Source organism: Agarivorans sp. TSD2052, from assembly GCF_023238625.1.
In the GTDB taxonomy this organism is placed as follows: Bacteria; Pseudomonadota; Gammaproteobacteria; order Enterobacterales; family Celerinatantimonadaceae; genus Agarivorans.
In genome coordinates this window covers 857,188-877,158 of record NZ_CP096670.1, presented here as the reverse complement: position 1 = coordinate 877,158, position 19,971 = coordinate 857,188, and the positions used below count along the sequence as shown (strand labels likewise).

Below are 19,971 nucleotides of genomic sequence, written 5' to 3'. Positions count from 1 at the left end.
GAAGCGCATCCATATGCTGTTTGATTTGGTCTTAATGAGGAGCAACATCTGTTAACTAAAGATATATTCGTTGCCCTCACCCCTTGACGCGGACAAATATAACCAAACCATATTTAATACCAAATGGAATCATGGTACTTTAATTTATTCCAAATGCTCATGACTTATATTTTGGATGGAACTTATGAAAGATGAAGACCTGTTTAAAATTGACCTCAATACCTTGAAAGTGCTTAAGGTACTTGGGCATGAACAGAGCACGAAACGTGCGGCGGAGCGATTAGGGATTGGACAACCGGCGGTCAGTAAGGCGCTAAAGAAACTGCGTGAACAATTTGACGATCAACTCTTTTATCGCACTTTGCATGGCCTCGAACCGACACCTAAGTGCCAGACTATTTTAGGCTTACTCCCCAAGATCATGGATCAAGTGAAAGAGGTTTTTGAAAGCCATTCTAGGTTTGATCCAAGTTCATACGAAGGCGTCTTATCCTTACATATCAACCCTTCGTTATGCCATCCGCTCTCAATGATGCTCATCCATGCGCTGCATACACAAGCACCAAAGGCGTCATTGATGCTAGAGGACTGGAGTGATACTACGGATCAACAAATCAAAAACGGCGCAGTCAATCTCGGTATTAATTTCTATCCACTTAAAACAGTTCCGGGCCTTTCTAGCAAGATTGTTTGTCAACCCAGTTTTAAGTTCTGCTGTCGTCAAGGGCATCCACTGACTCAAAAGGATGCAATTACTGTTGAAGACGTAGCAAACTCTCCCTTAGTACTCGTCTCAATGGCCGGCTACACGGGAAGCGAAAGCATTACTGAAAGCTACCTAAAGCGGGTAGGTTATCTACCCAACGTTTTGTTTCGTTCGGATAGGCTGGACGCATGCGCAGATGTGATTAGAGCAACAGACGCGATTGCTCCCGTTTCAGAGATAGTACACCCTGTCGTTCAAGATCAGGGCTTAGCACTTCTCAACCTAAAAGGCTTTGATGACGTCCAACATAACTCCATTGCTCATTATGTTTCTGAACAAGCTAGAAATACCCCTTTATTGGATTGGCTAATCGATGCCGTAGAAGCCGAAATAAAGCAACTAATTGATAGGTATTCTAATACCAGCGATCAGTATGTTTACGACACGCTTTCCCAGATTGAACGCACTAGTGGGGGAAGAGATGAGTAAGAGTGAATTGAGTAACATGGACTTCAATGCTCTAAAGCTGCTGAAAATTTTAGGGGAAGAGAAAAATACAAAACGCGCGGCTAAACGACTTTTTATTACGCAATCAGGGGTTAGTAAAGCTTTAAAAAAACTCAGAGAACAGATCAATGATCCACTCTTTGTAAGGGAAGGGAACCACTTAATAGCAACAGAAAAATGTGAGCTCATGCTGACGAAGTTGCCAGCTTTAATTAACACATTAGATGAACTATACAATCGTACGAATGTATTTGATCCAGCCCAATATACCGGCAGCATTAGCATTGATATTAATGCGGCACTTTCGCGACCGCTTATGTCTATTCTCTTTAAACGGCTTAATAAAGAGGCACCGAATGCAACCATTATTCTTCATAATTGGACCTCAGATAGTGAATCTAAAATTAAACAAGGCTCTGTAGATATTGGGGTAAATTTTTATCCACTCGATATCTCGAAAGAGATCATCCAAAAGAACGCTGCCAGATCAAAAGTTTTACTTTGCTGCCATAGAAGTAACCCACTGCTCACCATCGATAGGCCCTCAGCATATGAATTAACTCGATATCCATTTGTGCTAACACAAATGCCTGATTTTAACCGTCAGCAGAATCAGCTTCTCAAGGTTCTTTCAGGTAGCGGTCACTCACCTCATGTAATGGTACGCACAGACAAGATTGATGTTAGCATTGACACAACACGGCAAATTCCGAGTCTACTTGTCATTAACGAACTGGCGAAAGGCGCATTGACTGAAGATCTTCAGCTTATCGATATCAGTCATATCAAGGGGGTCGATACCAAATCGATAGGGGTGCTTAGCTCATACAAGTCTATTGAAACCCCTTATCACCGATGGCTAAGTCAGATAACTATTGAGTGTGTCCAACAATGTTTAGCTTCGTTAACACTTTAAGCACCCACCGGAGAGAGTATGACCGCATAAAGACATACCTTTCTGCTCAGCAGTTACTGCCGAAATACTGAACAAGGCGGACATTCTACTGCTTGTCATTAATTAGTTTTTTCATGACATAACGAGTAATCATTTAAAATCACAAACCAAGCCTTAACTTATTTCGGGGCAAAACCTATTTAGTTCACCCAAACAGTTCACAGTTCACATTCCAACTAACCCATATAAAACCTCAATAATTCCCTTACCACTTATCCCTGCTTAAAACACTTTATCAACTTAACTAACCGTTTATCGCATTCAAATCAGTTCCCTTAGCCACTCTCATAAGCTAATGCTCAAAGGACACGATTTAACTAGGAAAACTTTTGGCTCAATTTCGTTTTATTTGGCTGCTATTGTTTACCAATACTTTTAGCCAAGCAGCTTGGCAGCAGCAATGGCATTTGGAACTAGATAGCGGTTTTGCTAGCGCTTCAAGTAGCCCGGCATTCGACAGTGAAGACCAATGGTTTGGCGATGCAGCTCTGCGCTGGTTTCCTCAATATGGCAATGTACAAGGGCAGCTAGTTGCTTTAAGCCAAGCCAAACAAAAGCAAGATAATCAGCATGACTTGATTGTGGCCGAGCTATTCTGGAAAACCGAGCTAGCCGAACGTGATTTGCTGGTAGGAAAACAACGCATAGACTTAGGCGTAAGTTATGGTTTTCGCCCTTTAGACATGTTTCTTCCTTACCGTCGCAACCCGGTAGCGATTCAGGTGGAAGAAGGCGTGGGAGTTGTCAGCATTAGCCAATTTAGTGGTTATAGCGAATATTCTCTGTTTTATAGCGACTCATATATCGCCACTGACACAGAAGGATTACAGCAGCGCGGTATTGGCATGCGTTGGTACCAATTAAGCGATGATAGCGAATGGCAAGGTCTGGCTTATTACGATAACAAACGTGCGCTTAACCTAGGAGGCTCGTGGGTAACCACCTTTGGCGATGCCTGGGAAGTACATGCCGAAAGCCGTTATCAACAGCATTACCAACGCTATGTTAGCCAGCTAACTTATAGCAATATTGGCCAAATAGCCCCTGTCAGTGAGCAACAGTTCCAAGATGGTTTTCAAGCATTATTAGGCATGACTTGGGCCAGCTTAGCTGGCCACAATATCATTATTGAATACTGGTTTGATAATCGAGCCTTAAGCCAGCAACAGTGGCAAGCGGTTACCGATATCAGCCAGTATTTGTTGCAACAAGGAGGTAGTGCCGCCGATTTACGTTTTTCACAAGGCGCGGTGTTTAATGGCCAAAACCTGCTGCAGCATAACCTAATGGTTCACTGGCATCGCGACATTGAAGATTGGCAACCAGCCTTTGATTTAATGCTGGCGCCAGAAGATGGCGGCGTGATCGCTACAGCAAGGCTAGATTATGAATTTAGCCAAGGATGGACGATAGGCGCTCGACTGCGTTATCTTGGAGGGGCTAGCGATGCAGTTTATCAACGACTACCAGAACGCACCGTTGGCTTAGTAAAACTTGAGGGGCACTTTTGAACACACCATGTTTTAAGTCGCTATGGCGCTCGCTCGTCATATGCGCATTATTTTCCTTTGCTATAGCCTATGTCACTAATGCTATATGGGGCGGCCCCTATTGGATGCATTATATTATCGCACTCGGTTTTGGTACCGTAGGTACAGTAACCAGCATGCTTATTAATGTGTGGTTTCCCAAACTAGGTAATTTTGGAACCTTTGTGGTTAGCGCCCCCATCACGCTTAGCATAGGTAGCGCCCATACTTGGTATTGGATTAGTCCTTATTACGATGATTTTGACTGGTCGCTAATGCTTAAAGTAGTAATAATTGGTTTAGTATTTTGTAGCGCCATTTACTATTACTTTTTTAGCCGTGAACATAGTTTGGAAATGGCCTCTGCACTACAGCAAGCCGAATTAGAAAAGCTAAAGGCGGAGCAAGCACTTACCTACAGCCAGTTACAGCTATTGCAAAGCCAAATAGAACCACACTTTTTATTTAATACTTTAGCTAATTTAAAAGCACTAATAGCCGTAGACCCTAAACAAGCAGAAGTATTGCTAGATAAGTTTACCGAGCTACTTAGGGTTACTCTCAAGAAAAGCCGCCAAGAAAGTATTCGCTTGGAAGACGAAGTAGCAGGTATTAGTGCCTATCTGTCAATTCAACAAATTCGTTTAGGCGAGCGCTTACAATTTAAAATTGATATCGCCCAGCCAGAGCTAAATCATCAGCAATTGCCGCCAATGTTATTACAACCCTTGGTAGAAAATGCCGTTTTTCATGGCATAGAGCCTAAAACTGACGGTGGCGAAGTCAACGTGCAGATTGCGATGCAAAACCAGCGCTGGCAAATAGCTATCGTTGATAACGGGATGGGATTTAATCAAGCACCTAGCCAAGGCAATGGCATGGCTTTAGCGAACATTAGAAAGCGATTAGCCAGCCTTTACCCCGACAACGCTAGCCTGCATATCACCGCGCAAGCCAATGGTGGCACCTTGGCGAAACTGGAGTTTCCATGCGAGCAATAATTGTTGATGACGAACCACTACTGCGCTTTCATTTAGACAAAATGCTAGCCGAATGTTGGCCAGAGCTAGAAATCGTAGACAAAGCCGGTGATGGACCCAGTGCCTTAGTTGCGGTGGAACAACTTGGCGCCGAGCTGGTGTTTTTAGATATTCGCATGCCCGGCATGAGTGGCATAGAAGTCGCGCAAAAACTTAATCAACTCGCGCAGCCGCCGCACATCGTATTCACCACGGCCTTTGACGAATACGCCATTCAAGCCTTTGAACAGCAAGCCATCGACTACCTGCTTAAACCCATTGATGAGCAACGCTTACTGCGCACTTGTCAGCGAATTCAACAGCAGCAAACACACGCCACCGTTGGCCAAGATTACGACCTAGAATTACTAGTGAAAGCCCTAGACGATAAACCACAATACTTACAGTGGATCCGAGCCAGTAAGGGTGAATCAGTTGAGTTGATAGCAATAGACTGTGTACTCGCGTTTGTCGCCGAAGATAAATACACCACGGTACGTAGCCAACAAGGTGATTATGTTATTCGCACACCATTAAAAGAGCTACTTGGGCAAATTCAACCCGGGCAATTTTGGCAGATCCATCGCTCGACTCTGGTAAGGGTGAATGCGATAAAACGCGTTAACAAAAACATGCTAGGTAAGCTAACGGTTGCCCTGGTAGATGGCAGTGAATATCCGGTAAGCCGCAGCGCCAACCACTTGTTTAAGGCGATGTAGCGCAACACTATTTTCAGCCTAACATCCCCTTACCCAAATAAAAAAGCCCAAACAAATGTTTGGGCTTTTTACATGCAGAGTAAAACTTAACTCACTTCTGCTGCGCTATTGAGTTTATTGCGCTTGATATGTCTAAAGAAGATACCCACCAACATAATCACTCCACAGAAACCGTAGGTTTGCATGATTGTTGGGTCGTCAGACATTAGACCTACATCAGAGAATACGATGAACGCGCCTAGCACCATATATAAAACCACGGCTGAGGCTTCAAAACGGAATTCCCAAGGCGTCACATCCATGCTCTGGTTAATCGGCATAACGTAGTCGCTTTCACGCGGTTTAAGTGCGCCAATAACAAACATTAAGAGGGTACATACGACAAACAAAATGGCGAGTTGATGCAAGAAGTGCAATGGCGTTTCAAATACCAGTTGCATCGCTGCATAAGATGACACAAACACAACCAAAGACACTTTAGCGGCAATTGCAGGCACTCGTTTAGAAATGTAACCAACAAATACAATGGTGAAGATAGGCACACTAAAGAAGCCCGCAACCATTTGTAAGTATTGAAATAAGCCTTCAGGCGCAAACATAATGAACGGTGCGATACACACTGCGATAATCGCAATCAATACGCCAAATATGCGGCCTTTTGCTACTAACTCTTGGTCTGTTTTTCCTTCGCCAAATAAGGGCTTATATACGTTTAGAGCAAATAAGGTAGTCGAACTATTTAACACCCCATTAAAGGTACTAAGAATGGCGCCAAACATTACTGCTACAAAAAAACCAACCAGAGGCTTAGGTAATACTTCGTTTACCAAACGGGTATACATGGTATCTGGGTTGCCCGCATCGGCACCAAACATGTGGAAAGCAATAATTCCCGGAATAATCAAAAATAGTGGTGAAATAACCTTAATTGCACCGGCCAAAATCACCCCTTTTTGCCCTTCTTTTAAGTTTTTAGCACCTAAAGCACGCTGGATAATAGATTGATCGGTTCCCCAGTAATATAAATTAACCAGTAATAGACCGGTAAACAGGGTTGAGAATGGCAGTGGATCCGTTGATGTACCTACAGACTGTAGCTTCTCTGGGGCAACCGTAATGATTTGCTGTAAACCGTCGCCAAAGCTGCCGCCACCTAATACCATTAAGCCAAATACCGGAATCATCAAACCGCCAATAATAAGACCTACACCATTAATGGTATCGGCGATGACGACGGCTTTTAAGCCACCATAAATTGCATAGAAGAAACCTAAAATACCAATGGTGGCCGAAATAATGGCAATGGCGGTAAATTCAGACACACCTAACAAGCCTTGAACGTCGAAGATTTCACCTAATACCACGGCACCTGCATATAAGGTGGTAGGTAAGATGTTAATGACGTATTGGCATAAGAACAGCAGGGTGACAAACTTTTTCACTGACAGATCATAGCGACTTTCTAAGAAGTCAGGAATGGTAGTAATGCCCTGCTTTAAGTAACGCGGCACCAACAATAGCGCGATGATCACCAAGGTAACCCCCGAGGCAACTTCCCAGCCCATTACACTCATGTTGTGGGTGTAAGCCTGTGCGCTCATGCCAACAAAACTGGTGGCACTAAGGTTAGTTAAGATCAGCGAGCTAGCTATTAAGCCACCGGTTAAACTGCGGCCTCCCAGAAAGTAGCCATCTTGCGAGTCATGCTTGTTTTTTTTCACCTTGTTGTAGGTAAATACCCCAACAAAGCCAGTAAACAGCAAGAACGATAAGAACACTGTTATAGACATAATTAATCCTTCATTTTGGTTGGCGAGCAGCGATCACTGGCCACTCGATTGAAACAAATATTGCTAAATTCTTTTTAGATGCAGCATCAGCGCTGATTCGGGGTCTAAAATCGGCAAAGTTAAGCCTATCTCTCGCAGGTTATCGCCGCTTAAAGTGAGGGTTTTATCTAGCCAACTAGGGCGCTGCTTCATGAGTTGGAAACTAGTGTCAGGCATCTCTACCAATTTGACTTGGTAATTGGCCTTTTCATCTACACAACTCACTCGTAGCGGTGCTGGTAGGGCATAATCAGGCATGGTTAATTGACATACTGTAATCAGCATTTCGTCGTCACTTTGCACCCCACTAATATGCTGGCGATGATCAGAAGCATCTAAACGGAAGCTGCGGCCACTATGCAGTAACTGACGGTATTGTTTATGCAATGCAATGTAATGGGCAAACGCTTTTTTCTCTTCTGCATCCACGTTGACAGGGTCAAGTTCTACTCCCATATGGCCGCTTAATGCAGTCATTCCGCGTAGGTTAATATGGTGACAACGGCGCGTGGTATGACTTTCATCTGGGCCAATGTGCGCGCCCATCACTTCAGGAGGGAAGAAATAGCTCATCCCCCGCTGAATGGTTTGGCGCTCTAAAGCATCATTACAATCTGAGGCCCAAAAACGGTGCGTACGCTTGAGGATTTCAAAATCGATACGACCACCACCCGATGAACAAGATTCAATCTCTACCCTTGGGTGAGCCTCTATTAGCTTATCCAATAGCGCATATAAGGCGGTGGTTTGACCGTTTACCGCAGGGCGACCATTATGGCCAGGTTGCACCAATTCACGATTCATATCCCACTTCAGGTAGGCGATGTTGTAGCGAGTTAATAATTCACTTAAACGCTCAAATAAGTAATTGAAACAGGCTTGATTTTGCAGGTTAAGTACGTACTGCCAGCGCCCTGAGGGCTGATGGTAGCCGCTTAACTCTAATACCCAGTCAGGGTGTTCACGAAACAGGATAGAATCTTTACTGATCATTTCTGGCTCAACCCACAAGCCAAATTCCATGCCCTGTCGGTTGACATGTTCAATCACCGGTTCTAAACCGTTAGGGTATTTTTTCTCATCAAGATACCAATCGCCCAGCGCACTGCGCTCGCCATTTCGGCCAATAAACCAACCGTCGTCAATAATGAAACGCTCTACCCCCATTTCAGCCGCTTCGCTAGCCATTTGCATGATGTATTGAGGGTCATGCTCGAAATAGATCCCTTCCCAAGTATTTAGATGTACCGGACGGGGTTTATTTTCTGGGAATTGGATAATGTTAGCGCGAACATAACGATGAAAACGCTCAGAAATACCGTTTAAGCCACGGTTACTGCAGCAAGCATACAACCACGGAGAGCTATAACTTTGCAGATAATCGAGGCAAACTTCGCCAGCCAGCAATAGCTCACCCGCCTGTACAAAGCGACGGCCATCACTTTTTACATCAGCACGTAGCTGGTGGTTGCCACTCCACCCCAAATGGAACCCCCACACTTGGCCATGCTGTTGATCAAAGTGCTTACTTCCCGCAAACAGACCCGGAAAGTTTTCATGGGAAGTGCGGCCACGACGATTCTCTTGCATGAAACCACCGTGAGAAAAGGCCTGGCGATGAGTTTGAAACTCTCGGCTCCAACGGCCATGAAAGGTCATTAATTCGTTGGCATGATGTGGCAATGGTAAGGTAGGTGAAAGCTTTGTCAGTAAGTATTCAGTGTGCGCTAAATTCGTCACTGTGATGCGTTTTTTGACAACATCGCTGTCGTAGTCCAGCTCTATTTCAATGCTCAGCTCTAAATTAGCCACGTCGTCACGTAGGGTAAACACCGCGCAACTATCACTGGCATAATGATCGGTGGTCTTAAAAACTGGCGCCCAATCAAAACCATGACGGTGCCCCTCAATACCAGGCGCATTAAAGTGCCCACTGCCCAATTCTGGGCATAGCGTTAAAGGGACATCCACGTCTAATCGAGCTTGCGAAATAGGTCGCTCGGTAGACAGTAAAATATCAGCGTCTAGCTGTTCAATTTTATTGCCCCAATGCAAGATTTCAGGGACCCGTTCTAGCTTAATGATCAAACTGCAGTTTTTGCTACAAAGGTGAATCAGCTGGTTCATGGTAACATCCAATTGTTTGCGTAAACATTGAATGCAATATGCGCTAACGCGTATTAATTCGCTAACATACCGCTTCTTTAATGTGACACCGATCAAATAGGTAAACGTTTACTTGTGAGCCAGATCTAACTATGTTTTCGTAAACACTTTACTTCAGGTTTATCTAACTCGCGTTTTATCGGCTTGGGTAAGATTTCCTAGCATCTCAGTGTTACAATCTGCCTGAGGCTGACAGGTGAGCAATAAAGCTAAGGAATTCAAAGGTGAGTGTTACATTCAAACAAGTGGCTGAGTTAGCAGGAGTATCGACTCAAACTGTGTCTCGCGTCACCAATGGTGCCAGCAATGTAGCCCAAGATACCCGAGATAAAGTCAACGCTGCCATTGCGCAATTGGGTTATGTGCCAAACAAAGGCGCGCAATTATTAAGCGGAGCTAAATCAAAGGTCATTGGCTTAATCACTTTAGATGTATCGCTGCACGGCATTTCACTTATCGCCAATAACATTCGTATTCAAGCGCAGCGGCACGATTTTGGCACCGCGTTCTCAGTGGTCGATGAGCATGCCTTCGACAAAATTGTTAGTGCCACACGCGAGCTAACATCCCAACGTATCGAATACATCATCGTTAACCTACCGCTAACCAAAAACGAAGCCGAGCAATTGGTTGAGCTGTTTCCCAATTTACATTTTGTATTTATTGATGTGCCCGATGACAGCCAGGTTAATTCCGTCAGTGCAGCGCATTACCAAGGTGCAAGTGATGCCGCTAGCTTGATGCTTAAGCAGCAACGACACAGGTTGTTGTTGCTTACCGGTCCGAGTGATTCCAGCGCTTCCAAATTACGTTTACAAGGTTGGTTGGCCCAAATAGAGCGACAAAAAGCGACTGTGGTGGCCCAACTAGAAGGCGATTGGCTTGCCAGCAGTGGCTACCAACTCACCCGCGAAGCACTGCGTAACGGGGCCCAAATTGATGGGGTGTTGGTGGCGAGTGATCAGATGGCCCTTGGGGTATTGCGTGCACTACATGAGCATGCGTTGACAGTGCCTCAGCAAGTGGCAGTGATAGGCTTTGATGATAGTGCCGACAGTGCTTACTTCTCCCCGCCTCTCACCACCATTAAACAAGATTTTTCACTTATATCAGAGCGAGCAATAGCCATGTTGTTTGATGATAAAAGCAGTTCGCTGCCTTTAAAAGCGTCTATAGCAACGCAATTGATTGAGCGCCAAAGTACTCAGCTGTTCACCGAGCAGAGCTATAACAAAGCAGCGTTGGAGCGGCTACTACTGCAAATAAAAAACGCCCTGCCTTAAAGGCTGTGTCAGCCCTTTTTTTGCAGGTAAAGCAGACGCTAAACGATAATCAAGTTAACTACGACTAACCAATCAAGTCACTACAAGCAGCCTTAAATCAACTTTTTTCTGCTCAATGGCTGCATTTGCAAGCCAAATCACATATTGTAGTACAATATTAAGATAGCATTAATAACCAGATAGGCTATTGAACTAAACTTGGATTGATTGCTCACAGGCTAATCATCAGGAAACTGCACAGGGATAACGCTCAGACTCGTGTTGGCCCAATAGTGCTCAATCAATAGTTCTTTTTAGTAAGGGCGGTGCTCGCCGACTCTCCTCATTTGAGCGCCGCCTTTACGCCCTCTTTGTATTGTTTGCCTTGCTATAACAAAGACAGCTAAGCACTTAATCAATCGTTATTTTTAGTTAGTTTAGTAAGGGCGGCGTTCACCGACTCTCCTCATTTGAGCGCCGCCTTTACGCCCTCTTTGCTAAACCCCCTCGTTGCCCAAAGGTAGGTGTCCAGTTTTCACCAAAATAATGGTTTCTTGCTCGACAAAAGGATGGTGCTTGCTCATGTGTGGGCTGCGTAGCCAAGTGTGCTTAGGGTAGCTACCATGCTCGTCTTTAAACTCGCCGGTCAATACTAAGATCTCTTCACCGCCAAAATGACTATGTGGCTGAAATACTTCACCCGCAGGCCATTTAACCAAGGCCACATTCTCGTGCTCAAACTGGTGTAAAGGCATGACCTCAAGGCCGCCAATGCCTGGTAACCAGGGCGTGTTATGGGTATCTACGCGTATCTCGGTAAGATCGCGTGTGTCAAACTGATTAAGCTTAACAAAGATCACACAACCGTCTTTACTAAAAGGGCTGTGCGCACTGCCAGGAGGGTTGCGAATGTATGTCCCTGCTGGGTAGTCGCCATGTTCATCAGAAAATATCCCCTCTAGTACCAGAATTTCTTCGCCCATTGGATGTTGGTGCTCGGGGAAGTAGGAGTCTGGCTGATACTGTACAACGCTAGTGACATGGCCCGATTCCTTGGCTTCACGCTCTAATGGTTTGCGCAATACTCCCGCTGATGGGCTTGTCACCCATTCTATTTGCTCGGTGTTAACTGCCAACGCTTGGCTAAAGTCCATGTTCAACATTGTTTTTCCTAACTGAAGGCTATGTTGAATAGAGTTGACTTATTAGCCACAAATTTCAAGTCGAAGACATATTTCTAAGCGTTCTAGTTGAGCTATATACGCTAAATTTGACAGTCAGCAACGAGGTCAGCATGCTAACTAGCATCCTCTTGGGAACAACCACGCAAGGAATGCGCATGTCTGAATATACCGCGACCGTAGAATGGCAACGTCAAGCCGATGAAACGTACATTAACAATCACTATAGTCGCGCTCACTGGTGGCATTTTGATGGTGGTCAAAGTGTGCCGGCGTCTTCTTCACCACATGTAGTGCCACTGCCTTATTCGGTTGAAGGCAACGTTGACCCCGAAGAAGCCTTTGTCGCCTCATTGTCCAGCTGCCATATGTTATTTTTCTTATCGATTGCAGCCAAAAACCGCTTAGTGGTAGACAGCTATGTTGATAATGCCGTAGGCGTAATGGCACTAAATGATCAAGGGCTTATGGCGATGATAGAGGTAAAGCTTAACCCTAAGGTGAGTTTTGCAAACAAAGACATTAGCCTGGCTAAACTTGAAAAAATGCACCATCAAGCCCACCAGCAGTGTTTTATTGCTAATTCGGTAACCAGCAAAATAACGACCCACATTGTGCGTTAAGTTTATCAATCGGCAATAGCTCCCCGCTTTTTATCCTCTGGGGAGCAAATAGCATGCTTGATTACCCCTTGTTTCTCTGTTGCCCCAACACCACCGATCTTCACTTCCTTGTATATCACCATTAGTCGGTCTTATTGGCATTTCGTCGCAAAGCGACTTTACCAGCCCGTAAACTCAGTAGGCTTAGTGATGTACCCAAACCAGACAAGGAAGCATCATGAAAAAGTTAACACTCGCCAGCCTAATACTCATTTGCAGTTATTCAGCACAGGCCACTGTCGATGAACAACTATTGGATCGTTACTTTACCGCCGCGCAAGGTGATTACTCTGAACTGAATCAAGTTTATAAAGATTTACAACACGCCAATCAGCAACAACCCAGTGACCCTTGGGCGCTCTTTTATTTAGGCGCGAGTGAAACCCTAAAAGGTGATGATGCTTGGCTACCGTGGAGCAAATTAAGCTACACCGAAGACGGCCTAGCACGCATGGACAAGGCCCTTTCAATGATTGACGACAGTCACTGGCAACAACAATACCGTTATTTGCCTAAAGCCATTTACATGCAAGCCACCGCTGCGGTTACTTTTACCAGTGTGCCTACATTTTTTAATTACCAAGAACGCGGAATGGAGCTATTTGACCAAGTGCTAAGTGACTCTCGCTTTCTTCAATCTCCTGCCCAAGCCACTAGCTGGGTCTACCGCTATGCCATAGAAGCTGCCCTGAATGCAGAACAAACAGCGCTGGCCGAACAGTGGTTTGCACAACTTAAGCAGGCCAGCGTAAACGACCAATATAGCCAAATGGCAGCGCAGTTAATGGCCCAACATAGCAACGGCTAAGCACTACACAACTAGATTGATATAAGGACACATCATGCTGCAATTTAATGGTCTTTCTAAGAGTTACCAAACAGGCCAAATCAAACAGCCAGCGCTAACCCAGATTAGTGAGCAGATCCACACCGGCGAAATGATCGGTTTATGTGGCCCTTCAGGCTCGGGGAAAAGCACCCTGCTGAATATTTGTGGCTTGCTAGATCTCAACTACCAAGGTGAATTGTATTTTGACGGCAAGCTGCTCGATAAAGACCCACAACACTGCATGTTACTACGTCGCCAACACCTGGGTTTTGTGTTTCAACGTTTCAACTTGGTCCCGGTAATGAGTGCCTATGAAAACGTAGAGTACCCACTCATTCTAAACACGATTTCACCAACAGAGCGTAAACGGCGTGTGATGCAAATTCTCGAGGCGGTAGGCATGGCTGAATTTGCTCAATCCAAGCCAGATAGATTATCAGGGGGGCAGCAGCAGCGTATTGCAGTGGCGCGCGCCCTAGTGCACCAACCACGCCTTGTGATTGCCGACGAACCGACAGCTAGCCTAGATAGCCACACCGCCCACCAAGTAGTGGAGTTAATGAAAGCGATAGGCAGAAGCCATAACACCACTTTTGTTATTGCTACTCACGATAGCCGCATGAGCGACCACTGTGACCGCTTAATTCAACTGCAAGACGGACAAATATTAGCCAAGGAGAAAACCGAATGCGTCGCGTAAAACATGCCTTATTGAATGTACAACGTAATCGCCGCCGCAGCATGATGTCGGTACTGATTATCGCTATTGCGGTTTTAGCGCTTGTCAGTGCGGGGGGGTTTGGTTTATTCACTTATCAATCGCTGGCTGAAGCTGCGGCTCGTGATACCGGCCACTTAACCCTGTCGAGCCAACAGTATTTTACTGAACAAGAAGACTCTCCCTTGCAATATGGCCTAGAAAATTGGCAACAACAACGTCAGCAACTGATGGCCTTGAGCGGAATAAAAGCAGTACAACCACGAATTGAATTTAGCGGCTTAATTAGCAATGGTGATAAGTCGGCGATTTTCATCGGCCAAGGCGTATTACCCAGTGAGTTTACTCAAAAAGGGCCGTTTCTTAACGTCAAGGCAGGGCGACTGCTCAACAACAAAGAAAGCCAAGATCAGCCGCAAGTGTTACTCGGCGAAGAGCTAGCCCGCAACATGAAAGCTCAACCTGGCGATTGGATCACCTTGCTAAGCACCACCACCGAAGGCGCGCTAAACGCCTATGACTTTATGGTGCAAGGCATTGTGTCTACAGGGGTACCAGACATGGACAAACGCTTAGTATATGTATCGCTAGATTATAGCCAAGCACTGCTGGCTACCGATAAAGTGAGTTTGATGTCGGTATTTGCCTTTGCTAACCAAGATATCTCTACTCTGGCGCAACAAGTCGCGCAGCAACAGAGCACACTGTTAGTGACACCATGGTGGAAACAAGCCTTTTTCTACGAGGCAGTAAAAGGCTTATATAACCGAATATTTGGGGTTATGGGCATCATTATGGCCTTGGTGGTATTTGTCGCTCTATTTAATACCTTAAGCATGTCGGTCACCGAGCGAACTCGTGAAATAGGTACCTTGTCAGCATTGGGCACGGCCAACTCCGAGCAACTAATTGGCTTTATCTTAGAGGCGATAGTACTGGCGGTGATTGGCAGTGCAATTGGCTTACTGCTGAGTGGTTCAGTATCGGTGTTCTTATTATTCGCCGATATCCAAATGCCCCCCCCACCGGGGCGCAGTGTGGGTTACCCCTTACACATTACCTTCTCCTTTATGCTGGCGGGCATTGTGTCGTTAGGTGTTGTTTGCATCTGCGCCCTCGCGTCTGCCATCGCCGCCAACAAAGGCTTAAAAAAGCCCATCACCGAGGCACTTATCTATGTTTAAGTTTAACATTTCAAAATATTGGCTGTTGGCGAGTTTATGCTGTGGAGGTCTTGCTCAGGCAGGTGAACAGGTCAGTGGTCGACTGTTAGAGGCCGACAGTTATCGGCTACAAAGCCGCTCGGCTAAAGTCGTCACCCAAGTGAGCCAGTACCATAACCAACAGCTTAAAAAACAGCACCGTTACAATGTGTATATCCGTCCTGAGCGTGAATCCTTAGTGGTATTTAAGGCCCAATCCGAGCTAGGGCAAAAAATGTTAATGCTCGGGGATAACTACTGGTTATTGATGCCCAATAGTCGTCGGCCTATCCGCATTACACCCATGCAAAAACTACTGGGAGAAGCATCGGTAGGTGATATCTCAACCCTCACCTGGAGTGAAGACTACCAAGGAGAATTAGGCGAACGCAGCGTAATTAATGGGATAAACGCAATTCACTTGGCACTCCAAGCCAAAACCAGTGGTGCCAGCTATCAAAAAATAGACTTATGGGTAGCGCTAGATAATAACTTTCCGCTACAAGCCGATCTTTACTTAAAGTCAGGAAAATTAGCCAAGCAAGCTTATTTTGAGCAGGGCCAGCGGAACGGGCAAACGGTGGTGCAAACTATGACGCTTATCGATAGCATTCAAACCTCTAAAAGTACGGTCATTAACTACGAGTCGGTAGAGCCTCACAGCCTAGCCGACAAATACTACAACCCCGCTTATTTGAGTAAACAATCTCTCGAACAACTCTAAATCAACTTAATCACAGTTGAATTGATAAAAATCGTGGGGTAATTACAGTTAATTGCCTCACGATTTAGCAACTTTCGCCGCATTATTGATCGAGAACCCCCGCCAGACCTTGTTCCCTGCGTTTCAGCTGGTAAAATCCTTTCCAGAATTTTTAAGCATCGATAAAAAAGAGCATCCCCATGGGCAGAAGTTTTGAAGTACGCAAGGCCTCAATGGCCAAAACCGCTGGTGCAAAAACCAAGGTTTATTCTAAATACAGTAAAGAAATCTACGTTATCGCTAAAAACGGCGGTGCCGATATTGAAGCCAATCTGCAACTACGCAGTGTGGTAGACCGCGCTAAAAAAGATCAGGTGCCTAGCCACGTAATCGATAAAGCCATTGATAAAGCCAAAGGCGGCGCAGGTGAAGATTACGTACCGGCGGTTTACGAAGGTTACGGCCCAGGCGGTTGTATGGTGATTGTTGAATGTTTAACTGACAACAACAGCCGAACCTTTACCGACGTTCGCCAAGCCTTTGTTAAAACCAAATCGAAAATTGGTAACCAAGGCAGTGTGGCTCATATGTTTGATCACCAAGCTATCTTTGCGTTTAAGGGTGACGACGAAGATGCGATTCTAGAAATCTTGCTAATGGATGACGTTGAAGTCACCGACGTAGAGAGTGAAGACGGTATGATTACCGTGTTTGCCCCACATACCGAGTACTTCAAAGTAAAAACCTCGCTAACCCAAGCCATGCCAGAGCTAGATTTTGAGATTGAGCAAATTAGCTTCGTGCCTCAAAACTACACCCAAATATCGGGTGACGACGTGGCAATGTTTGAGAAATTCCAAGCGATGCTTGACGACTGTGACGACGTACAAAACGTTTATCACAATGTAGAGCTCGACTAAAAGCTGAGCCTTTCAACCAAGCCTGTTATTCAGGCTTGGTGGTCGTTTACCTTGCATCACGCCCCTCTCTCATTGCACACTAAACCACACCCGTAGCCGCATAAGCCATAGTTATGAGCCAACTCGACTCTCACCACGATCAACAACATCGCCAGCAACTTCGCCAGAGTATTCGCCAACAACGCCGCGCCTTAAGCCCTGAGCAACAACAACAAGCTGGTTTAGCCATTCTAGAGCGACTACAGCAAGACCCAACACTGGCCAGCATGCAACGCTGCGCCTTATATTTGGCCTTTGATGGTGAGGTAGATCTAAGCGTGATCATTGGCTGGTTATGGCAGCAAAATAAACAGGTATTTGTTCCCTTAGTAGACCCAAGCACCAGCGGGGCAATGTGTTTTCATCATTACCATGCCAATAGCCCCATGCAGCTCAACCAGTTTGGCATTGCCGAGCCCGTATTTGACCATGCCGAAGTACAAAACTGCCAACAACTGGATGTGATACTAGCCCCCTTGGTAGCCTTTGACTCTGAAGGTAATCGCTTAGGAATGGGCGGCGGCTATTACGACCGCTTATTGGCCCAATGTGATGGCGAGAAACCAGCAGTAGTGGGCGTAGCTCACGATTGCCAGCAAGTAGACCAAGTGCCGATGCAAGATTGGGATCAGCCACTGAAGCGAATTATTACCCCCAGCAAAGACTGGCAATGGTAAGGCCAAACGCTAACCCCTCCTTGACTAACATTAATCAAAAAATCTGCAATAGCAATTGGCGTTAAATCGAGGGCTTGGTTATAATCCGCGCCAAATGAGCCAGCTTTACTGGCCACTCCCCTACACTTTGCTCGGAGCACTGTAATGACACAAGATGAGATGAAAAAAGCCGCTGGCTGGGCTGCCTTAGAATACGTTCAAGAAAACACTATCGTAGGTGTAGGTACCGGCTCTACCGTCAATCATTTCATTGACGCCTTAGCGACCATGAAAGACAGTATTGTAGGCGCGGTATCAAGCTCTGAGGCGTCAACTGAAAAGTTATTGGCTTACGGTATTGAAGTATTTGACTTAAACAGCGTTAGTGAACTGTCTGTTTATGTAGATGGTGCTGATGAAATTAACGCGCAAAACCACATGATTAAAGGCGGCGGCGCAGCGCTTACTCGTGAAAAGATCATTGCGGCAGTAGCCGATCAATTCATTTGTATTGTCGACAATACCAAAGAAGTACCGGTGCTAGGCGGCTTTCCATTGCCGGTTGAAGTTATCCCAATGGCGCGCAGCTATGTGGCACGCCAGTTGGTGAAATTGGGTGGAGACCCGGTATATCGTGAAGGGGTGGTGACCGACAACGGCAACGTGATTTTAGATGTACACAACATGAAAATCACTGATCCACTAAGCATGGAGCGCGATATCAATGCCATAGTAGGTGTTGTGACTAATGGTCTATTTGCGGCTCGTGGTGCAAACCAAGTCATTATAGGCACCCCTGAAGGGGCTAAAAAGCGCTAATCAAGCGGACAAATAAAAAAAAGAGTGCCTAGCGCACTCTTTTTTTTGTGTAATATTCTAACCATCCATAGATTAATCCATACAAACTCTATGGAAACTTATCTCGCCAGTAGTATATTTCTTAAAATTAACTATTGTCAGTTAATTATCTACAATATGAATTTAATTTGATGTAATAAAATTACATTCCCTAAGTGCTGCTTTTTTGCTAAATTTAGCCGCTCAGCGGTAACATGGGTATTAGGAAGCAAACATGGCAAAGTATTCGTTAGGCAAGGAAAAAATTAAGGTTTTGTTGTTAGAGGGTCTGCACCCTAGTTCACTACAATCCTTCCAATCTGCGGGTTATGAGAATGTAGAGATGATCAAAACCTCTCTTGCAGAAGATGATCTGATTGAGAAAATCAAAGATGTTCACTTCATTGGTATTCGCTCCCGTACAGACCTAAACGAACGCGTACTTGCCGCGGCTAATAAGCTAGTTGCTATTGGTTGTTTCTGTATTGGTACCAACCAAGTAGACCTAAAAGCAGCTCAGCAGAAAGGTATTCCTGTATTTAACGCACCGTTCTCTAATACTCGAAGCGTAGCCGAATTAGTATTAGGTGAAATTATCTTACTACTTCGTGGCATCCCAGAGAAAAACGCTAAAGCTCACCGTGGTGAGTGGATTAAATCTGCCGATAACTCTTACGAAGCTCGCGGTAAAAAGCTAGGCATTATTGGTTATGGTCACATTGGTACTCAATTAAGTATTCTTGCCGAAACCTTAGGTATGCAAGTCTATTACTACGACATTGAGAACAAATTGTCGTTAGGTAATGCTACTCAAGTCGCCGACTTGGACCAGCTACTGGCTATGAGCGACGTAGTAAGCCTACACGTGCCAGAAACAGCACAAACTAAATACATGTTTGGTGAAGCGCAGTTTGCTGCAATGAAACAAGGTTCTATCCTGATCAATGCATCGCGCGGTACTGTTGTAGACATCGATGCGCTAGTCTCTGTATTAGAAAACAAAAAACTGGCTGGTGCAGCCATTGATGTATTCCCAACAGAGCCAAAATCAAACAAAGAAGCCTTTGAATCGCCACTACTCGCTTTTGATAATGTGATTCTTAGTCCACACGTAGGTGGCTCAACTCAAGAAGCGCAAGAGAACATTGGTATTGAAGTGGCGTCAAAAATGGCCAAGTACTCAGACAACGGTTCAACCTTGTCTGCAGTAAACTTCCCAGAAGTTGCACTACCGGGCCACACTGGCACTAGCCGTTTATTGCACATTCACCACAACCAACCGGGTGTGCTAACTAAAATTAACTTGGCCTTTGCTGAAGACTCAATCAACATTGCCGCGCAATACCTACAAACCAACGACAGCATTGGTTACGTAGTCATTGACGTAGAGACCGCTCAATCTGAGCAAGCTATCGCCAAGCTTAAAGAGATTGAAGGCACCATTCGCGCCCGTATTCTTCACTAACAAAATGCCGATACGCGAATCAAACAAGCCAGTCTCAAGACTGGCTTTTTTTATCGCCCAAGGCCTC

Annotated in this window: 18 protein-coding genes; 15 read left to right on the top strand and 3 right to left on the bottom strand. The window is 45.3% G+C overall.

Going from position 1 to position 19,971, the window contains the following annotated elements; genetic code table 11:
- The first annotated feature begins 184 nt into the window (after positions 1 to 184).
- The 5 genes from M0C34_RS04020 (at position 185) to M0C34_RS04000 (ending at position 5,435) form a co-directional block, all read left to right on the top strand.
- Positions 185 to 1,195 carry a LysR family transcriptional regulator gene (locus M0C34_RS04020; RefSeq protein WP_248714372.1) on the top strand — a complete coding sequence of 337 codons (1,011 nt, stop codon included), beginning with the start codon at positions 185 to 187 and terminating at the stop codon, positions 1,193 to 1,195.
- Positions 1,188 to 2,129, top strand: a complete 942-nt coding sequence (locus M0C34_RS04015; RefSeq protein WP_248714371.1) for a LysR family transcriptional regulator — start codon at positions 1,188 to 1,190, stop codon at positions 2,127 to 2,129. Before M0C34_RS04020 ends, M0C34_RS04015 begins: the two co-directional genes overlap by 8 nt.
- Before the next feature lie 368 nt (positions 2,130 to 2,497).
- Positions 2,498 to 3,679 carry a hypothetical protein gene (locus M0C34_RS04010; protein WP_248714370.1) on the top strand — a complete coding sequence of 394 codons (1,182 nt, stop codon included), beginning with the start codon at positions 2,498 to 2,500 and terminating at the stop codon, positions 3,677 to 3,679.
- 104 nt (positions 3,680 to 3,783) lie between these two features.
- Positions 3,784 to 4,698 carry a sensor histidine kinase gene (locus M0C34_RS04005; protein WP_248714369.1) on the top strand — a complete coding sequence of 305 codons (915 nt, stop codon included), beginning with the start codon at positions 3,784 to 3,786 and terminating at the stop codon, positions 4,696 to 4,698.
- Complete coding sequence (locus tag M0C34_RS04000; protein WP_248714368.1) at positions 4,686 to 5,435, top strand: LytR/AlgR family response regulator transcription factor; 750 nt, start codon at positions 4,686 to 4,688, stop codon at positions 5,433 to 5,435. The genes M0C34_RS04005 and M0C34_RS04000 overlap by 13 nt, the downstream gene beginning before the upstream one ends.
- A gap of 86 nt (positions 5,436 to 5,521) precedes the next feature.
- Here M0C34_RS04000 and M0C34_RS03995 read toward each other — a convergent pair whose 3' ends face one another.
- Together M0C34_RS03995 and M0C34_RS03990 are read right to left on the bottom strand one after the other, a co-directional pair.
- Positions 5,522 to 7,225: a solute:sodium symporter family transporter gene (locus tag M0C34_RS03995; RefSeq protein WP_248714367.1), complete on the bottom strand. Its 1,704-nt coding sequence runs from the start codon at positions 7,223 to 7,225 to the stop codon at positions 5,522 to 5,524.
- Between the two features lie 63 nt (positions 7,226 to 7,288).
- Positions 7,289 to 9,391: an alpha-galactosidase gene (locus M0C34_RS03990; protein WP_248714366.1), complete on the bottom strand. Its 2,103-nt coding sequence runs from the start codon at positions 9,389 to 9,391 to the stop codon at positions 7,289 to 7,291.
- A 263-nt stretch (positions 9,392 to 9,654) separates the two neighbouring features.
- Here M0C34_RS03990 and M0C34_RS03985 point away from each other — a divergent pair, with 263 nt between their 5' ends.
- Positions 9,655 to 10,713 carry a LacI family DNA-binding transcriptional regulator gene (locus M0C34_RS03985; protein WP_248714365.1) on the top strand — a complete coding sequence of 353 codons (1,059 nt, stop codon included), beginning with the start codon at positions 9,655 to 9,657 and terminating at the stop codon, positions 10,711 to 10,713.
- Positions 10,714 to 11,189: 476 nt separating this feature from the next.
- On the opposite strand, the gene M0C34_RS03980 is transcribed toward M0C34_RS03985, so the two are convergent.
- Positions 11,190 to 11,855 carry a cupin domain-containing protein gene (locus tag M0C34_RS03980; RefSeq protein ID WP_248714364.1) on the bottom strand — a complete coding sequence of 222 codons (666 nt, stop codon included), beginning with the start codon at positions 11,853 to 11,855 and terminating at the stop codon, positions 11,190 to 11,192.
- A gap of 176 nt (positions 11,856 to 12,031) precedes the next feature.
- Here M0C34_RS03980 and M0C34_RS03975 point away from each other — a divergent pair, with 176 nt between their 5' ends.
- The 9 genes from M0C34_RS03975 to serA all read left to right on the top strand — a co-directional run bounded on the left by M0C34_RS03975 (position 12,032) and on the right by serA (position 19,904).
- Complete coding sequence (locus M0C34_RS03975; protein ID WP_248714363.1) at positions 12,032 to 12,496, top strand: OsmC family protein; 465 nt, start codon at positions 12,032 to 12,034, stop codon at positions 12,494 to 12,496.
- Between the two features lie 217 nt (positions 12,497 to 12,713).
- Positions 12,714 to 13,343 (top strand): hypothetical protein, encoded by a 630-nt coding sequence (locus tag M0C34_RS03970; protein WP_248714362.1) that lies wholly within the window; start codon positions 12,714 to 12,716, stop codon positions 13,341 to 13,343.
- Positions 13,344 to 13,377: 34 nt separating this feature from the next.
- Positions 13,378 to 14,064: an ABC transporter ATP-binding protein gene (locus M0C34_RS03965; RefSeq protein ID WP_248714361.1), complete on the top strand. Its 687-nt coding sequence runs from the start codon at positions 13,378 to 13,380 to the stop codon at positions 14,062 to 14,064.
- Positions 14,052 to 15,266, top strand: coding sequence for an ABC transporter permease (locus M0C34_RS03960; protein WP_248714360.1), 1,215 nt, complete (start codon positions 14,052 to 14,054; stop codon positions 15,264 to 15,266). Before M0C34_RS03965 ends, M0C34_RS03960 begins: the two co-directional genes overlap by 13 nt.
- Positions 15,259 to 16,008, top strand: coding sequence for an outer membrane lipoprotein-sorting protein (locus M0C34_RS03955; RefSeq protein WP_248714359.1), 750 nt, complete (start codon positions 15,259 to 15,261; stop codon positions 16,006 to 16,008). Before M0C34_RS03960 ends, M0C34_RS03955 begins: the two co-directional genes overlap by 8 nt.
- 179 nt (positions 16,009 to 16,187) lie before the next feature.
- Positions 16,188 to 16,907: a YebC/PmpR family DNA-binding transcriptional regulator gene (locus tag M0C34_RS03950; RefSeq protein ID WP_248714358.1), complete on the top strand. Its 720-nt coding sequence runs from the start codon at positions 16,188 to 16,190 to the stop codon at positions 16,905 to 16,907.
- Between the two features lie 113 nt (positions 16,908 to 17,020).
- Positions 17,021 to 17,623 (top strand): 5-formyltetrahydrofolate cyclo-ligase, encoded by a 603-nt coding sequence (locus M0C34_RS03945; protein ID WP_248714357.1) that lies wholly within the window; start codon positions 17,021 to 17,023, stop codon positions 17,621 to 17,623.
- A gap of 144 nt (positions 17,624 to 17,767) precedes the next feature.
- Positions 17,768 to 18,421: a ribose-5-phosphate isomerase RpiA gene (rpiA, locus tag M0C34_RS03940; protein ID WP_248714356.1), complete on the top strand. Its 654-nt coding sequence runs from the start codon at positions 17,768 to 17,770 to the stop codon at positions 18,419 to 18,421.
- Between the two features lie 253 nt (positions 18,422 to 18,674).
- The gene (gene serA, locus M0C34_RS03935; protein ID WP_248714355.1) at positions 18,675 to 19,904 is read left to right on the top strand and encodes a phosphoglycerate dehydrogenase; all 1,230 of its coding nucleotides are present in this window, start codon (positions 18,675 to 18,677) and stop codon (positions 19,902 to 19,904) included.
- The last annotated feature ends 67 nt before the right edge of the window (positions 19,905 to 19,971 follow it).

Excerpts from the sequence above, each read along its gene's own strand:
- M0C34_RS04020 (WP_248714372.1), top strand. The coding sequence starts at position 185 with ATGAAAGATGAAGACCTGTTTAAAATTGACCTCAATACCTTGAAAGTG.
- M0C34_RS04015 (WP_248714371.1), top strand. The coding sequence starts at position 1,188 with ATGAGTAAGAGTGAATTGAGTAACATGGACTTCAATGCTCTAAAGCTG.
- M0C34_RS04005 (WP_248714369.1), top strand. The coding sequence starts at position 3,784 with ATGCATTATATTATCGCACTCGGTTTTGGTACCGTAGGTACAGTAACC.
- M0C34_RS04000 (WP_248714368.1), top strand. The coding sequence starts at position 4,686 with ATGCGAGCAATAATTGTTGATGACGAACCACTACTGCGCTTTCATTTA.
- M0C34_RS03995 (WP_248714367.1), bottom strand. The coding sequence starts at position 7,225 with ATGTCTATAACAGTGTTCTTATCGTTCTTGCTGTTTACTGGCTTTGTT.
- M0C34_RS03990 (WP_248714366.1), bottom strand. The coding sequence starts at position 9,391 with ATGAACCAGCTGATTCACCTTTGTAGCAAAAACTGCAGTTTGATCATT.
- M0C34_RS03980 (WP_248714364.1), bottom strand. The coding sequence starts at position 11,855 with ATGTTGAACATGGACTTTAGCCAAGCGTTGGCAGTTAACACCGAGCAA.
- M0C34_RS03975 (WP_248714363.1), top strand. The coding sequence starts at position 12,032 with ATGTCTGAATATACCGCGACCGTAGAATGGCAACGTCAAGCCGATGAA.
- M0C34_RS03970 (WP_248714362.1), top strand. The coding sequence starts at position 12,714 with ATGAAAAAGTTAACACTCGCCAGCCTAATACTCATTTGCAGTTATTCA.
- M0C34_RS03965 (WP_248714361.1), top strand. The coding sequence starts at position 13,378 with ATGCTGCAATTTAATGGTCTTTCTAAGAGTTACCAAACAGGCCAAATC.
- M0C34_RS03960 (WP_248714360.1), top strand. The coding sequence starts at position 14,052 with ATGCGTCGCGTAAAACATGCCTTATTGAATGTACAACGTAATCGCCGC.
- M0C34_RS03955 (WP_248714359.1), top strand. The coding sequence starts at position 15,259 with ATGTTTAAGTTTAACATTTCAAAATATTGGCTGTTGGCGAGTTTATGC.
- M0C34_RS03950 (WP_248714358.1), top strand. The coding sequence starts at position 16,188 with ATGGGCAGAAGTTTTGAAGTACGCAAGGCCTCAATGGCCAAAACCGCT.
- M0C34_RS03945 (WP_248714357.1), top strand. The coding sequence starts at position 17,021 with ATGAGCCAACTCGACTCTCACCACGATCAACAACATCGCCAGCAACTT.
- rpiA (WP_248714356.1), top strand. The coding sequence starts at position 17,768 with ATGACACAAGATGAGATGAAAAAAGCCGCTGGCTGGGCTGCCTTAGAA.
- serA (WP_248714355.1), top strand. The coding sequence starts at position 18,675 with ATGGCAAAGTATTCGTTAGGCAAGGAAAAAATTAAGGTTTTGTTGTTA.